Below are 16,773 nucleotides of genomic sequence, written 5' to 3' on the forward strand. Positions count from 1 at the left end.
AGGAGTGTAGTCAGCTTCTTTCTTTGCCTTAGCATCTCCAACTTTTGTATTCAAAGTTGTTTTGTCTGCTACTACCGGAGGAGTATTTACTTTGTTTACCTCAGTTTGAACTTCAGCAAGAGTCAAAGCAGATCCTTTTGTTGTTTTTGCTGCTGCAATAGCTGTTTTGTAATCAGCAAGTTTCGCTTCAACTGCACCGGTTACACCAGCTTTAGTCAAGTCAGCAAATACATATGTTCCGCTGTTGATTGCACTCAGTGCTTTTGCTGCATCACTCAATACTTCAACTACAAATGCATCTGAAGATACTGCAGCAAAATCGCTTGCATAGTTACCGATAACATCAGTAATTGCGATATTGTTGAGCAACTCAACAGTTACTGCACCGTCAATGCTGATATCACTGAAAGTGATTTCCAACTTGTTGTCTTTTACATTATCAATGGAGTATTTAGCTGTTGGAATACGGCTACCATCAGTGTTTTTAATGACCAAAGCTTGTTTAACGGCCGCATCATCACCCGCTACGACTTCATCGAACTCTAAAGTGATCATATCTTGAGCATCTACTGTCAGCAGTTTGCCTTTTGCTGGTACTACCAGAGTTGGTTTTACTTTATCAACCAGATCAGTGGAAGTTCCTGCGTCAGTTGCGATTGCGCCTTCAAATACAAAGGCACCTTTATCTGCTTTAAGCTTAACAGTCGCAGTACCGTCGCTTGTAGCATTTGGTTTCAGCTCTTTGCTCAATGTCAGTTCAACAGATTTTTTATCTGTTGCCAGATTTACACTGGTAACTTGCGCTTCAAGAGTGTTACCTACTACAACAGTTACTTTGTTTGGATCTACAGCAGTAAACAAGTGACTTGCTTCAGCGGAGACTTTAACCTTATTTTTCGCTACCAATTGAACGGCATTTTCCTGAATTGCATCATTAAATGCAACAGAAGGATTATATGCTCCGTAGATACCAGACAAGCTAGAGAGGTTTTGGTTCAATTGTCCTGATTTCAAAGTATTTCCGGCAACATCTTTCACTGCCAATACTTTTAGACTTCCAAATTGCTCTGGTGATGCTTCAGCTTTATTGAAAGTAATCACTACTGATTTACCATCAGTAGAAGGTGTAACAGTTGCAGCACTAATATCAGAAAGTGGTTTGTCACCTAACAGATAGTTTGCTTTATTTGCTAGTGTTGCAATATCCATTGATTCATTAAAGATAATAGTGATTTTGCTATCAAAAGAATCGCCATCAGAAATGATATTATCACCATTTTCAACTTGCCATTTAGCACTTATCATTTCTGGAGCTTGTTTATCTGCCAAGGTAATAGCAAATGTAGCTTCGCCTAGTTTGTTTTCACGGATAGACTTATCTACGATGTTATTTTCTTTTACTACTTTAACACTGTATACTCCGGACTTGTTCTGAGCTTCATTAATTTGGATAACAAAAGTCTTATCACTCTCTTGGTTGTCAATGGATTTTGCCACTACATTCGTAATTCCACCATTGACTACCTTGCCATCTTTATCCAGAAGCAGGAAGTCACTCTTATCTACATTCTTCACAGCTTTAGAGAATGTAATCTCAACATTGTTGCTGCTATCTACAGTATGACCAGCTACTGTTGGAGAAGTAACATCGTCAATAGCTGTAAATTTAAATGTCTTTTCTTCTTTCACTTCATTACCGTAGTTGTCTTTGATGTTATTGTAAGCGAGTTCCGCCTGAACAACTGCAGCAAGATCAAGTGGAGTTTTCAGAGTCATCTCATAAACAGTTGAGCTCTTTTTCTTTACTCCATCAACATCATTGTTTGGTTTTCCTGGAACTTTAACATACAAGGCTTGGTTACTAGCTTGAACTGTGGACTCATCTACAACTTCACTAAAAGTAACCTTGATTGTAGAAGCATTCACTACTTCTACTCCAGTAACAGCTGGAGGAGTTGTATCAGCACCAAGAGTTACATCAAACTCTTTTGCTTCAAGTGGCAAGCCCGCAAAGTCTTTCAAGTTAGAAACTTTAACTTTATGAGCACCTACAGTAACCGGATTACCTAAAGTAATGGTAACTGTTCCATCATTAGATGGTTTAACAGAAGATGCAAACACATTGATACCATCAATTTGAACTAAATCAGTAAGAACACCACTAGCAGTTGTGATATCTACTGGCTCAGAGAATTGAAGTTCAAGAGTTTTTGGAGAAGTTAATGTAGCAGACTTAGCTACAGGAACTTCAGTATCAAGAGTCTTTACAGTAGTTTCAAAATTAACTGTAGCGGTTCCTTCAGCTGCCTTCAGACCATCTACTGTAACCTTATAGGATTTTCCTTGAACGAACTTACCAGTAGCATTATCAATTAAGTACAGAGTTTTTCCATCTTCAGAAAGTTCGCGTTTAATGGCTGTAGAGGCTGTTCCATCAAACAGTTTTACTTTTGTTGATTGCTCTGCTTCTTTTTGATCAACAGCTTTATTGAACTTAATTGCAATAGTTCTAAGGTTATTAGCACTTACAGATTCAACTTTCAGGTCGCCTGGAGTTGTGCCATCTACTTTGTCTCTAGCATTTTCAGTTGCAGTAGAAGAACCGTCTTTGTTCACTACTTTGTAGAGATCAACGAAGTCTTCTTTTTTCAGAGGCTCGCCCAGAGCTACTTTACCGCCCTTGTCGAACATTTCTTGCAGGGAAGCACCGTTACCTTTGAAGTCAACGAATACTACGTTGTTCAGGTTAGTAGCCATAGTTTTCAGCTCATTGTTGTAAGCTGTTTTAGCTGCTGGCGTCATTTCGAACAGAACGTCAGTAGAGTAGAATTTTTTGATGTCTCCACCAATGTAAATTCCATCTTTTGGTGCTGCGAAAGCAGATGCTGCCAAGCTAGCTACAAGTGTAGTTGAAAGAACAGAAAGTACCACTTTTTTATTCACGTACTACCCCTCCGTATGTTTGATAGGAAGTTCTCTATAGTCGGGTAATATGAGTTAGAGGGGACATTTCCCCTCTAACTCTTTGATAACCCAAATCCTGCTTCAGACTAGCTAAAGTAATTCTTACGCTTCTACGAAGTTTACTTTTGCTTTGTCGGAATCTTTACCGTTTTTGTTAGTAACTTTCAGTTCGCTAGAAGTTACTTTGTCTTCTGTTTGGTACTGGATGGAGATTTTGCCATCTTTGAAGTCCAGAACGTCAGGCGTTACTTCTTTGCCGTTGATGGAGAACACGATGTCATCAACGTCATCAGCCTTGATGTCTTTGTTCAGTGTTACAGAAGCACGGTAAATTTTCATTGTACCAGCAGATACAAATTTACCTTCTACAGAAGTTGGAAGAGCATCCCAAACTGGATTTTCACCTTCAGTTGGCTCTTGCTTCAAGAATGCTTCTGCTTCGTCTTCCAGGTCGTCTTTACGAACTGTTTTCTCGTCGGAAACGATCAGAACGTAGTCGTATTTAGTACCGGAAACGTCAGCGCTGTCGATCATTACAACGTAGTCGCCTTCGTTTACGCTATCTGTGCCACCGAGGTCATCGAACAGATCGAAGTAAGCAGTAGCAGATTTGATGCTAGCTTTCTTCTTGTTGCCGTCAGCATCTTTGTAAGTGATGGTGTCTTTGTTTACATCATCAACCAAACCAACGATCAATTTGTCGATGTTTGCATCATTCAGGCCTTTTTCGTCAGTTACTTCTGCGAGCATGCCTTTAGCGTTTTTGTTAACTACTTCAACTACATCGTCAACGATAACTTCGTCGTTGGAATCAACTGTGAATGCGATGAAGTCGTTACGACGGATGTCGTCATCTTTCAGATCGTCTTGATCGCCATCGAGTTTGTATTCTTTCTCAACAACTTTGTCGCTATCTTTCTCTTTAACCCATACTTTGATGGTGTCTTTACCGCCGGAACGACCGAAGTCGATCACTTGACCGTAGATAGCGTCACCAGCCAAACCGTCACCTTCAACAACGAAGATTGCTTCTACTTCGTCTTTATCGTTTACAGTGTAGATTACGGACAGGTCGTTTTCGTCAGCAACGTCTTTGAACTTCGCAGTTTTAGCGTTTTTCAGTTCTGCACGTTTGCCGTTCGTTTCCAACTCACCAGTCATGTTGAAGATAGCTGTTTTGTCAGTAACTTCGTAGTCGCCAACCATGTCGTCGTCTTCATCTGCGATGTCATCCCATTTGCTGCCGGATTCCTCTTCAACTTTTACAGGTTTGAGGAATTCAACTTTGTCTGGTTTGCCATCTGCATCAAGAGTCAATTCTACGAGCAGAGTGTCTTTGTCTTTGCTAGGTACCAGGATGTTTTCCAGATCCCACTCAGACTTGCCATCTCTGGAGTAGTTTTTGCCATCGAAGTCATAGATGTCTTTAGCTTCGAGGGAAACAGTTACTTTTTTACCTTTTTGAGTCAACACAGTGAAATCCCAAGTGTCTTTGCTTGTGTTGAAAGTAGCTGCACGAGTGATGATTGCTTTTTGTTTGCGATCGTCGATAGCATCCTTAGTTTCGATGTGACGAACACGACCAGAAGCATCCAGGTACAGTTTTACTGTTTCGTCGTCCAAGCTGTCAACCAGATCCCAGTTGTCTTTGTCGATGTCTTGAACATCTTTGTTACCGTCATCGGAGAAAGTAGCACCTTCATAAACGCGGTATGTTTTGTCGCCGATAGTCAGGCGGTAGTCGTTGTTGTTACGGCTAACAACTTTGTCTACTTTACCTTCTACTACTGTGTCAGTAGCGAATACCAGCAGTTTGTCTTCGTCGCCATCAGCGTAGTATACGCTGTAAACCATGCCTTCTTTCAGATCGCTGAATTTAGCTGGTTTACCGTTGAGGAATACCAAGAAGTCTTTACCTTCTTCTTTGTCTTCCAGTTCGTTGAACTTGTCGTTATCACGGTTCGTGATTTTCTTCTTATCAGCATCGATTTTGGAGATAACTTCGGAACCGTATTTAACGCCTTCGTCTTCTTTGTTCATGGATTGGTCGTCAATAACGTGGATGTAAGCAATCTCGTTATTGTTGTCCAGAACAACTTTTGCACCGAAAGTGAATCCGCCATCAGCGTTGTCTTTGATGATTTCTTTCAAACCATCAACTGCATCGTTGAAGCGAGTGAAGTTGTAAGTTACTTGGGAGTTTTTGTTGAAGCGGTATGTTTTGCCGCTAGCATCCAACTCCAATTTCAGATCAGCCAGATCAGAGTTGCTCAGATCTTTTGGATCTTCGAAAGTTTTACCTTTCAGTGTGAATTCGCTCACGCGGTCCATGATAACTTCTTCGTCTGTGGAACCTTCCATCCAAACGATTACGTCTTCACGGTCGTCTTTGATCCACACTTGTACGTGTTGACCAGCGAAATCGTTAGCGTTGATACCGTCAGCTACTTTGTAAGTAGTGTTGCCGATACCAGCGTCTTTACCGTTCAAAGTAACTTCGTTAGCTTTGATTTTGCCCAGACCGATAGCTGGTACGTTAGTTACCATAGGTAGGTCTTCGCTGTCGTTGCCAGCTTCTTGAGCCCACTCCATGTCACGAACAGTAACTTTCAGGTATTTAGTCAGGAGAGTTTCTTTCGTGATTTCATGACGGATGTCAGTACCGAATTCAACTTGCTCCATCAGGTCTACGCGAAGAGCGTTGTCGAGCATTTTGAAGATGTCGCCACGAGTTGCTGCATTGTTAGGAGTAGTGATGCTTCTAGCAATGTTCAGCTCGGAAGCTTTGGAGATCATGCTGTTAGGCCATACACCCTTAACGGATGGCTCATAACCCAGTGCACGAACGATCATAGTTACAGCTTCAGCATAAGTAACTTGGTTTTGTGGTTTGAAAGATTTGTCCGGGAAACCTTTTACGATTTCTTCGCCGGAAGCTACGTTTACGAAACCAGCAAACCAATCAGTAGATTTTACATCTGTATAAGAATTGCTGAATTGTGCCAATTTCGCACCTTGCTCCAGTCCGCGAGCGCGAACAACCAGAGTAGCGAACTCTGCACGAGTGATAGTTTTGTCTACACCGTATTCGCCGTTGCCATAACCTGCTACCAGGCCAAGAGCTTCCAGACGTTTTACGGTTTTTTCCATATCAGCGTCCATTTTAGGAGCTGTAGTAGTTGCTGCTTCTTCTGCTGCGAAAGCCATTGGAGCAACAGTAAGTGCGAGTGCACTAGCCAATACACTGTTAACGACCTTTTTCATAACCTTGTGTTCTCCTCCTCTAGTATAAACAAATTGTTCTTGGGGAATATTTGTTGTTAATCTATCTTTCTTTTTAAAGCCCGAATCCTGCAAGCGCGTGTCACCTCCTTTCGCAGGAAAGCCTCGCTTTTTGTGTTAAAAATCTCTAGTATATTCAGTATTGTGTAAAATGCAACAATCACTAGTGTAACACAACTGCTAGAATTCGTGAATCTTTTTTACACAATTCCCCGTTTTTCGTGTGACATCCTATTAAACGCCTGAGCGAATCAAAAGTTGCGGCGCCTTCGAAAAAAAATTAAAGTTTTTTTCGTGGTTCGTTATTCACCTGTTCATTATGTACGAAGTGACATCCGCCACAATCCGTATTATAGGGGACATATGGCAGGCTGTCACGACTGAACCTTTTTCCAATTTGGTTCAAAAGCACATAAATCTTGCTTACATTAGGTTAATTTCCTAATGCATTTTCAAAGTTTACGACAGCCAAGTTGTAAGTCAGGATAGATTTTTGGTACTCGTTCTCACGAGTAGACAATGCTTCTTCCGATTGGATTACTTCCAAAGTCGTCGCGAGTCCATTTTCAAAACGCAAATTTTTCAAGCGATAGCTCTCAGCTGCAGAATCCTTTGCTGCTTTTTGGAAGTCAATCGCCTCGCGAGCTGCGTTTAGATTGAGGTATGCCTGTGCAACATCTTTCGAAACGGTACGTTTTGCCTCATCAATGGCAAGCTGAGATTTCTCGACGTTGTTGCGAGCTTGTTGACCAGAGAGAGTTGACGCCGCAGTATACTCGGCGATCAGCTTCACATTCAATTCAGCCAGCTTGATCTCTTCTTCTGCTTTGGTAATCTCCAAACGTTTAGAGAGGGCCTGCTTCTCCGCCTCTTTCATGGTGATTGAGATTGGAGCCATTTGTTTATTCGCAGAGACGACCTTCCATTCTTTTTGCAGATCAACGCCAAGGAAATCGTTCAGATCCATCACGGCAATTTCCATGTTGTTTTCCGCAGTCGTCAATTGAGCTTTTGCACCTGCTACGCCCATTTCTGCTTCAAGAACGTCTGTCTTCGCGTTGGTTCCCACATCAAATGCAGCTTTGGCTACTTTCAGTTGTGCTTCTGCACGAGCCAAACTTTGTTTTTTCAAGTTCAGGTCATCCTGAGCAAAAATCAGCTTGTAATAAGCATCTTGTGCGCCAAGCTTGATTTTTCCTTCTGTAGTCTTAACAGCAAGGGCATTCAGCTTTTTGGTCATTTCACTTTGGGCGCTTCTCACATACTTTGCTTGCGCTGCATCCAGCGATTCCAGCATATCTGCTGTCATTTGTGCCGTGCTTCTATAGGTAATCGAGTTGTTAATATCTGCATTTTTCGCATCCAGAATAGCATTTTGTAATGAGACGTTGCTTTTCAAAGCTTGTTCAATCGCTTTGTCCAACGTCAACTCTTCTACTGCGGCAGTATCAGGCGTTGTCGTATTATCTTTGCCTGCCTCAGCTGCTACTTTATCGTTAGATGCTTGTACAGTCGTAGGTGCCTTTGCTTGATCGGAGCCTGTATTCGCAGATGCTGTCAAGGTTCCTGCGCCAAGGGCTGTCGTTAATAATGCCGCCAAACTGATAAACATCCATTTCTTTTTCGAATATGGAAAATTCACTGAATTCCACTCCTTTATTTTATATTGAGCATAAAATTATTAACCACATTAAATATGTGGTTTGTCCCAAGATCACTATATCACAGAGTTATACTTCTCACACGCAAAATTATGCCATACCAGCATTTTCATAAGGGAATCATAAGTAACTCCTCCCTTTCCTTTTTTATTCCAAAAGCACCACATAGAGTACTACGATTATGTGTCAAAAACATTTCAGTGTTCGCCAACATTTCTTTGGCATGCTATCCTTTTCTTGAGGTGATTGTACGATGCTTACCCAATACAAAACCATCGCTGGCTACGGTGAGGACTATATCGTCATTGAGCGCTCCCGTTTTATCGGATATGCCCAGCGGGTTACCACTGAGGAAGAAGCGACAGCGTTTATCGCGATGATCAAAAAGAAGCATTGGGACGCTACTCATAACTGTTCCGCTTTTGTCATCGGCGAAAACGATCAGATTCAGCGCTCGAGTGATGATGGGGAGCCTAGCGGTACGGCAGGCAAGCCGATCCTGGAATGCATCAAGAAAAACGGCGTGAAGGATACGGTCGTGGTCGTCACTCGCTATTTCGGCGGAATCAAGCTTGGGGCTGGTGGACTCGTTCGGGCTTATACAGCTGGAACCGTCACTGCATTGAAGGCTGCAAAGATCGTGGTGCACACACTACATCAGACCATCTCTGTCAGTGTGGACTATACGTGGTGGGGCAAGGTGGAAAACGAACTGCGCCTAGGTGAACAGCGCGTGAGTGGGACGGATTTTACAGACAAGGTGACCGCGCATGTGCTGATCCCTGAGGGTGAACAGGATGAGTTTGTCGCACGGATGGTTGATTTGACGAATGGACAAGCTCAGATCGTGCTGGGGGAGAAGGAATATGTAGAGGTTCCTGTAGACGCGGTCGGAGATGTGGAAGAAGAGTAATTTCGGGATAAAAAAAAGCTGAAGAGGCGATGACCTCTTCAGCTTTTCTTCTATTATATATAGCGAAATATCTCGGCTTACTGCTTAGGCAGTTTTTTGAGTTGGACCATGACACGAATGGTGATGACAGCCATCTCAGCACGAGTCAGGTTGTTTGTTGGTTTGAAGCTGTAGGTTGACTTTTTCTCACCTGGATTATCTATTTCGCCGTTCATCAGCTTCGCCTTGCTGACAGCAAGTACGGATGGAGCCGCATAGTAGCTAACGTCTTTGGCATCTGAGAACATTTTGTTCAAAGCCACCTTGGAAGCATCGAGTGTACCCAATTTGAGATTAAGTGCACGTGAGATCATGATTGCAGCTTCTTCGCGAGTAAGATTTTCATCTGGACGGAAGTAGCCTGGTTGTTTTCCACGGATAATCCCTGCACGAGCAGCTGTCTCGATGTATTTGTACTGATAATCCCACGAATCGCGATTCGGACGAACATCCGTAAAGGTTGGTTCTAACGGATCACGCTCGTTGCTATCCCGATATGGTCCAGCGTTAATCGGCAGATCCATCGATTTGACCAGCATCGTTGCAAATTCGCCGCGAGTCATGTCACGGTTAGCCCCAAAGCTGCTTCCGCTGTATGCTGGCATGATTCCTTTGGCGTACAGCGTTTCAATTGCATCACGAGCGAAATCATGTCGAATGACATCATCGTATGTTTCTCTCGTTTTCATGACCATGTAATAACCAAAACCAGCAAACGGCACCGTAACAGTCTTTTTGCTTGTACTCACTACGCCACCAATATTTTTCCACTCATCCCCATTGTGGTAGAAAACCGTCAGGATGTTATTCGCTGCGTTTACGATGGATGGATCGTATTTGATGGTAATTGAACCGCGAAGGCTAGGAACCAAATTGTCTTGCCAACGACTCTTGAAGTCTTCCGCATCGCCTTCATCGAAGTATGGATCACGACCACCTGGAGCTTCTGTATCACCTGCATCTACATAGTACAGGGGACTTGCATAGTTGAAGTTTGCTTCCAGTACCAGTCGTTCTTCCAGATTATCCTCGTCGATAGATATTTGTCCTGTTGTACGGTCTGCCATACCGAAGTATAGAGGTACATCGACAAAAATATCTCCGCTTGGATTCTTCACTTCTTGACCAGCACGGCTATCATCTGGCGACAGCAATACTGTACCTTTCGGGAACTTCAGCTCAAATTGCTTATCAAACACACTAAAAGCAGTTTTCTTTCCTAATACATCACGATATTCTGCACCATTTACAGTTGAACTTGCATTGTAGATTTTGATTTCGTCTTTATAGGTGCTATCGCCTACCACGACCGAGAATTTAATTGTGTTTAGACCTTTTTTAAGTGGAACTGTAGATGTAAATACATAGTAAGTCTCAGGGATTGTTTTCCCTTGATCGTCATCGTAATAGAAGTCAGGGTTGCTTGTGTTGGTTACTTTTGCCTCTGTTTTGCCGAACAATACTTTGTCCGCATTTTCCGCAAACACTTTCACAACAGCACTGTTGCTATTTACGATAACATATGGATCGTTTTCTTTTGCTTTTACTGGGGACAGAACTTCCCAGCTGGAATATTTCTGATCGATGTTGATGTCATAGCGAATGACAGTACCATTGTCATCTTCGGCTACGATGGTGTAGACCGTTGTTCCACCCTTTTTCAGCGTCAGTGGGAAGAGGGCCAGTTTCTGTTCCTGTTCTTTGGCATCAGTCACAGCATCTTGCACTTCTTCAACAAGGTCGCCATATTTCTTCGTAGTCATCTTCCCTTCAAATCGGGAACGAGACTGTGAATCAATGTTGTGCTCATCGAACAAGTCTTCCAAATCGTTATTCAACGCTGCTTCGAGGCGTGCTTTTACGTACTCCTGGTTCGTCGTATCTTGTTCCCAATCTCCACTCTTGTAGCGGAAATCATTGATACGCTTCCCGTTCTTTTCAATGTAGACATGTGTTGCATCATTTACTGTAAAGCTCAAGTTGGTCAAGAAGTTGGCACCTGTCTTATAAGATGCATCTCCAGCTTTCTTGGTCAGCTCTTCAGTATCACCATTGGAGATGATCTCCAGCTTCACATTCTCCACAGATGGCGTCTTGGATGAGTTGTAAGAAACGTTATAAGTGAAAACTGTTTTTGGATCGTCTTTCAAGGTGATTTTCAGGACGTTGTTGCCTTTTTTGTAACCGAGCTGATCTTTCTTAATTAGGAATGTACCTTTGTTTGTACTAATTTCGGAAACTTCGATGGGCGAGCCGTTCAAGGTTGCCTCAATGTTATTATCCTTCAAAACATAGTTGTACACTTTCCCGTCGAGATTTCGGATGTCATTCTCACTCTTTACTTGATATCCGTCTTCAAAACTGCGTACCTGTCCAGTTGCATCTACATAAGTGATTTGAGCAAATGGAGTAATGCGAATATCCAGCGTATAAGCAACAGATAGCGAATTTGGATTTTCTACATAGTCAATGACCAGTTTCCCTTGACCCTGTGGCAGCTTTTTCAGGGTAAGTGTAAATTCATCTTTCGCTGGCGATGTTGCTGGCGTAATTACATAGTCGTCAGAAGTCAATGCTTGCCCGTTATACGTAATTTTTGCATTAGTAGGAGTTGAAATATTTTTTGTAATTGCCTTCAATTCCAACGGTGAAGCAACAATAATATTCGTAGCCGTCGGGGACAATACTTGTCCGTTTGCCAAATTAATTACTTGTGAAATGGTTGGCTTCGAGTCGTCCAAGTATTTGAATTCGTACTCGTAGTTCGCAACATTAATAAAGCCGGATGGAGACGATACGGTATTATCTGAAGCCTTTGACAGATATTGATAGCTCAAAGATAACTTATACGTTTTACCGTCCTGGAATCTTCCAGCAGGTACCTTCGCCATATCTACCGCATATTCCGTAAATCCGCTTTGCGGGTTGCCTATCTCCTTGAAGCCTACCCCCTGAGCAGACGTGTACTCATATTTATTACTGCCATCAGAAATCGTGATCTTGAATTCTTGGAACTTCTGCTCATTTGTAATATTTACAAACTTCAACAGTGCCGAGCCATTCAACGCCATCTCTGGGGATGAAGCTGGACCTGATATCGTCGATTGCTGGTTAGGCAGAAGTGCTACTCCCCCTAACGTTACTTTGTAAAACTGATCAGAGCTTCCGGATGATGTTGTCGTTACCAAAAGCTTTCGGACAAAGGTACCTACCTCTTTGTTTTGGTTAAAGACTCTGATTTCCAAAGTATTTTCGCCAAGCTGGGATGGCACACTCAATCCAAAGGAACCTGTGCGGTTCACCTGGGTTTTAACTACATCACCTGTACGCAGGTTTTTCACTTCAACGGTGTCCGCATTGAGCGCCTTCCCGTCCATATTCAAATTCAGACGGTTGAGCGATGGAACCGTGATATAAGTTGGATTCGTGTTGACATTCGGATCGTTCAGCGGTGTGTCATTTACTTTCAAGTCACTGACAAGTGGTGTGTTGTTGTATTGAACATAGAACTGGTAGTGCTCTTTTGTTACGTTTCCTACTTTTTCATAGAAAGCGATCTGATTCAGACCAGGCTTCAAGCCAATGTTGCTAAATGTAAAGTTGCTGCCATTAATCGCTGGCGCAGTATTGGCCAAGTCTTGAATGGAAGTGCCGTTGTTCGTGATCAGCTTCAGTCGCAAGCTGCTTCCTGTTACTCCACTGCCATACGTACCAACCAAGGTTATCGTAGAGTCTCCATAAACCACTGGAGTATAGGCTGTCGTTCCTCCAGAGAAGTTGGTAATGGAGATTGGGCTGTTCTGCGAGTTGTACTCATAATAGATAATGTCACGTTCTCCTGTATTTGGCGCAAATATTTGGACTGCATTCAGACCAGGAGACAAATCGATATCTGGAAGGATACCTGAAGCGCCGGATACAGTACGAACAGTCACACCATTTACTTGGACTTCAACAGCTTGTGTTTTATCTACTGCCGTTGTGGCACTATAAGTGTATTCCAAATTAGAAACTGTTCTGGTGGTTACCTTTTTGGGGTCACTTTGATGCTCACCTTGTCCGGAGTTATTAAATTTTAGCTTTCCTAACCCAGGGGCAGCAGGGTTTGGTGTGTACTGAAAGAAAATCTCTGCTGTATCATTCGTTGGTTCGACGGTTACTTTTGGTCTCACTGTTACTTTTGTCACTGCTCCACTGCTGTTCAATTGAAAATCTGGCAGTTTAATTTTGTCGTTTACGAATAGTTGATTGTTCGGAAGCGCGACATTATCAATCAGTACGTCTACGCCTTGACCATTTTTAGAGCTATCCTTGTAAGTAAGTTCGACTCCATGTACCAATTTGGTTATGGTCTTGATCGGTGTGCCATAACTTGTACCATCGCCTTTAGGTGTCACAACATAGTCAGCTGGTGTCTGGATACCTGCTCCAGTATTCCAGTTGGAACCGAATGCCGCAAAAGCAGGAACGGCAGGCAATACACCTGTTACAATCAGCATCATCGTCAGGCACATAGCCAGCCAACGACGGAATTGTTGATAGGACTTATTCATTTTTTCACCTCTCTGTGTTTTTATGAATCGCTTTTCTGTCCCGCATTAGAAATGATCGGGCATAATCCTTCTCCCTTTATTTATCGGACAATTCCCTTCTTCACTTAAGTGTTTCCCCCTAAATATTGGCGAAAAAAAGCCCTAGCACCAAAAGGATGCTAGGGTTCTGTTTATTTCTAGTTCGTCCGACGCTGTTGATCGGTCTGTTTAATTTTGATTCGTCTGTAAGCGTTAATCAGTGGACGGTGACGCCGGCTAACGAGTCCAACGATCTCCGTTCCGAGATGGATGACGATCAACAACGCGACCATGACAAGAATCGTAGTCCACTTCGTCGTCTTCGTCAGCAGGATCGCCATCGTCCCGAAGAAAATGCTGATCGAGTAAATCGTGAGTACAGTCGAGCGGTGCGACAGACCCATGTTCAGCAAACAGTGATGCAAATGCCCCTTATCTGGGCTCGAAATCGGCTTTTTGTTCACGATACGGCGCACAATGGCGAAGAACGTATCCCAGAGCGGTACACCCAGCACGACGATTGGGATGATAAAGGAAACGAACAACGCTTCTTTAAAGCCCATGATCGACAGAGCAGCTAGGTTGAAGCCCAAGAAAAGCGAACCGGTGTCGCCCATGAACAGGCGAGCCGGATGAAAGTTAAAGTAGAGAAAGCCCAGGATCGCTCCGAGGAGCACGAAACAGTAGGTCGCTACCTTATAATCGTCCATCAACAAGGCCATGACACCCATTGTCCCTGCGGCAATCGCTGACACACCTGCCGACAGGCCATCGAGACCGTCAATCAGGTTCACCGCATTCGTTACCCCGACAATCCAAAACATCGTGATTGGAATCGCGAGCCAGAAAAGCCAACCACTGCTGAAATCAATGCTTCCGCTATACGGCAGATTTACGACGCCGATCTTCAAGCCAAAAGGAATGACGACAATCGCTGTTGCGACTAGCTGTCCGAGCAGCTTCCACTTCGGCGAGAGCTGATATTTGTCATCGAGCATGCCGACGACCATAACGATCGTGCTTCCGATGAAAATTCCCAGCATTTCCGATATGTTTGTATACGGGACGAATAGGAAGAATGCAACCAGATAACCGATATAAATAGCCAAGCCACCCATGCGTGGCATGATTCGCGTGTGTACCTTGCGCTGATTCGGGGCATCCACTGCTCCTACTTTTACAGCCAGGTTTTTTACATACGGTGTTGCAATAAACGATATGATCAGCGAAGTCAGAAATCCGAGGATTAGTGTAGACATCGACTGTTCTCCTCTCTACAGATGCATCTAGGAACGGCTACTCCATTTTTCTTTCAGTACGGTTAGAACAAACCGTGGAATAGCCAGTTGACGCTTCCAGCGAGAAGGCTCGGAAGCAAGTCGATAAAACCATTCCAAATGCAATTTTTGCCAGATCTCGGGAGCGCGCTTCACTTTCCCGGAAATGACGTCAAAGCTTCCGCCTACCCCCATCATCAGGGAGGCATTTAACTGATCGCGATACCTTGCCATCCATTCATCTTGTCTGGGCGCACCCAGTGCGACGAACAGGAGCTGCGGTTTCGCTTCGGCAATTTCTTGTACAATTTGAGTTTCTTCTTCTGGGCGAAAATAGCCATCCCGACATCCGACGATTCGGGCGTTCGGATAACGAGCATTCAGTTTGTCTTTTGCCAAATGAATAACATCCGGCTTGGCGCCGAGTAAATAAACGCCCCACTGATGCTGATCGGCTTTCGCCATGAGCGCTTCCAGAAGCTCCACACCGGTAACGCGCTCATAAATCGGCTGATTCGTCCATTTAGCAGCGTACACGATTCCAATTCCATCTGGAACGACATAGGCTTGTTCTACAATAGAACGGAAAGCGCGATTCTCTCTCGCTACCATGACGATCTCCGGATTGGCGGTCACCACGTGGGTCTTTTGACCGCTTTGTATACGCTCTGTTATATGATCGACAGTCTCACGGAAGCCGCGAGTCGTAAATGGCACATCTAATATGGTTGCGACCTGTTTGGTCATTTCTTCACCTTCAAGTGCTTGTTATTAAATGAATATTTAATTAAACTACCTTATTCATGCATGGAGTTGCCCATTAGCCATTCTACCCGAAAAGAAAGGCACATTCAAGATGATCATGAATGTGCCTTATTTCCTGCCGTCAGGGCAAACATTAATCCACCCTCTGCTACTACTTTCCCATTTACCAGTGCTTTTCCATGCCCTTTGCCGACGGTTCCACGTACTCGAGTAAGCTCAACCTCAAGTACCAGTGTGTCTCCTGGCTTCACCTGATCCTTGAAACGGAATTCATCAATACCTGCAAACAGTCCGATTTTTCCTTGATGTTCCTCCATGCTGAGCATCGCTACTGCCCCAACCTGTGCCAACGCTTCCACAATAAGGACACCAGGCATGACTGGATAACCAGGAAAATGGCCTTGGAAAAACGGTTCATTTACCGTGACATTTTTAATTCCAACCGCTTTTTTTCCTAACTCCAGCTCTTCAATTTTGTCTATCAGCAAAAACGGGTAACGATGCGGGATGATTTCCTGAATTTGCATAATATCCAACGGCGCTTTGATTTCCATTATGTATCGCTCCATTTCCATACTTAACTAGACTTGTCTATGCATGAATACCCTTTGACCAAAGAAACAATATACATAACTCCCGCCCCAGTTGAACGGACAAGCGGGGTTAAGATAAAAGGGGCACTTCCTCCCCAAGGAGTGGGAAGTGCTCTTTTTCAACCTTACACGCGGTTCAATAGTCGAGCCTTTGCCAGATAAATCGCGCTCACAATAAAAGAGAACGCTATAACCGACCAAAGTATCGCTTCACTGTACTCATAGCGATACATTACCAGCGGAATGACCACATACAAAAGAACGGTTGTCAGCTTGCCGTAGGCGTTTGCCGGGACGGTTTTTTTTCCGCGGAAGTGGTAAACAGCTCCTGCTACTATCATTGCCAGATCGCGCACAAAGAAAAACAGGGCAGCCCATATACTGATTCGATCCGTCAAAAATAATGAGGCGATGACCGCCAGCATCATTAATTTATCTGCCAGAGGATCTAACATCATTCCGATGGTGGTCACAAGCTTATGCTTCCGCGCGATGTACCCGTCCGCAATATCGGTCACTCCCGCCAAAATCAAAATGCCTAAAGCGATTTCAACATGATACGGAAACTCCGAAAAAAAGACATACAGGTACAAAGGGATGAGCACGATGCGAAAGATCGTAAGCAAATTAGGAAGATTCACGGACATCCCTCCGTATTCAAATCGTCACTTCCTTTTTCAACCACTCGACCTATTATACTCTGTGGAC

At 43.6% G+C, this 16,773-nt stretch carries 9 protein-coding genes; 1 reads left to right on the forward strand and 8 read right to left on the reverse strand.

Annotated elements, in window-relative coordinates:
- The 3 genes from PMI05_RS13010 to PMI05_RS13020 all read right to left on the reverse strand — a co-directional run.
- The coding region (locus tag PMI05_RS13010; protein ID WP_007722043.1) for an Ig-like domain-containing protein at positions 1-2,943 on the reverse strand (2,943 nt) is incomplete at its 3' end.
- Between the two features lie 123 nt (positions 2,944-3,066).
- Positions 3,067-6,228 carry an S-layer homology domain-containing protein gene (locus tag PMI05_RS13015; protein ID WP_039960718.1) on the reverse strand — a complete coding sequence of 1,054 codons (3,162 nt, stop codon included), beginning with the start codon at positions 6,226-6,228 and terminating at the stop codon, positions 3,067-3,069.
- 451 nt (positions 6,229-6,679) lie between these two features.
- Complete coding sequence (locus PMI05_RS13020) at positions 6,680-7,888, reverse strand: TolC family protein (protein WP_007722047.1); 1,209 nt, start codon at positions 7,886-7,888, stop codon at positions 6,680-6,682.
- Positions 7,889-8,160: 272 nt separating this feature from the next.
- Here PMI05_RS13020 and PMI05_RS13025 point away from each other — a divergent pair, with 272 nt between their 5' ends.
- Positions 8,161-8,820, forward strand: a complete 660-nt coding sequence (locus PMI05_RS13025) for a YigZ family protein (protein WP_007722049.1) — start codon at positions 8,161-8,163, stop codon at positions 8,818-8,820.
- Between the two features lie 77 nt (positions 8,821-8,897).
- Here the strand turns inward: PMI05_RS13025 and PMI05_RS13030 are convergent, their stop codons facing one another.
- The 5 genes from PMI05_RS13030 to PMI05_RS13050 all read right to left on the reverse strand — a co-directional run bounded on the left by PMI05_RS13030 (position 8,898) and on the right by PMI05_RS13050 (position 16,712).
- A complete protein-coding gene (locus PMI05_RS13030; protein WP_007722052.1) occupies positions 8,898-13,412 on the reverse strand; it encodes an S-layer homology domain-containing protein in 4,515 nt (1,504 codons plus the stop codon).
- Positions 13,413-13,588: 176 nt separating this feature from the next.
- The gene (locus PMI05_RS13035) at positions 13,589-14,689 is read right to left on the reverse strand and encodes a glycosyltransferase family 4 protein (RefSeq protein WP_007722059.1); all 1,101 of its coding nucleotides are present in this window, start codon (positions 14,687-14,689) and stop codon (positions 13,589-13,591) included.
- A gap of 27 nt (positions 14,690-14,716) precedes the next feature.
- On the reverse strand, positions 14,717-15,454 hold the full coding sequence (locus PMI05_RS13040) for a WecB/TagA/CpsF family glycosyltransferase (protein ID WP_007722060.1): 738 nt from the start codon (positions 15,452-15,454) through the stop codon (positions 14,717-14,719).
- A gap of 113 nt (positions 15,455-15,567) precedes the next feature.
- Positions 15,568-16,026, reverse strand: a complete 459-nt coding sequence (gene fabZ, locus PMI05_RS13045) for a 3-hydroxyacyl-ACP dehydratase FabZ (protein WP_007722061.1) — start codon at positions 16,024-16,026, stop codon at positions 15,568-15,570.
- A 164-nt stretch (positions 16,027-16,190) separates the two neighbouring features.
- Positions 16,191-16,712, reverse strand: coding sequence for a CDP-alcohol phosphatidyltransferase family protein (locus tag PMI05_RS13050; protein WP_039960720.1), 522 nt, complete (start codon positions 16,710-16,712; stop codon positions 16,191-16,193).
- Positions 16,713-16,773 lie beyond the last annotated feature (61 nt).

The sequence above is a fragment of the Brevibacillus sp. BC25 genome (assembly GCF_000282075.1).
Taxonomy (GTDB): domain Bacteria; phylum Bacillota; class Bacilli; order Brevibacillales; family Brevibacillaceae; genus Brevibacillus.

What these genes read in the sequence shown, in the direction of transcription:
- PMI05_RS13015 (WP_039960718.1), bottom strand. Translation starts at nt 6,228, where the DNA reads ATGAAAAAGGTCGTTAACAGTGTATTGGCTAGTGCACTCGCACTTACT.
- PMI05_RS13025 (WP_007722049.1), top strand. Translation starts at nt 8,161, where the DNA reads ATGCTTACCCAATACAAAACCATCGCTGGCTACGGTGAGGACTATATC.
- PMI05_RS13030 (WP_007722052.1), bottom strand. Translation starts at nt 13,412, where the DNA reads ATGAATAAGTCCTATCAACAATTCCGTCGTTGGCTGGCTATGTGCCTG.
- PMI05_RS13035 (WP_007722059.1), bottom strand. Translation starts at nt 14,689, where the DNA reads ATGTCTACACTAATCCTCGGATTTCTGACTTCGCTGATCATATCGTTT.
- PMI05_RS13040 (WP_007722060.1), bottom strand. Translation starts at nt 15,454, where the DNA reads ATGACCAAACAGGTCGCAACCATATTAGATGTGCCATTTACGACTCGC.
- fabZ (WP_007722061.1), bottom strand. Translation starts at nt 16,026, where the DNA reads ATGGAAATCAAAGCGCCGTTGGATATTATGCAAATTCAGGAAATCATC.
- PMI05_RS13050 (WP_039960720.1), bottom strand. Translation starts at nt 16,712, where the DNA reads ATGTCCGTGAATCTTCCTAATTTGCTTACGATCTTTCGCATCGTGCTC.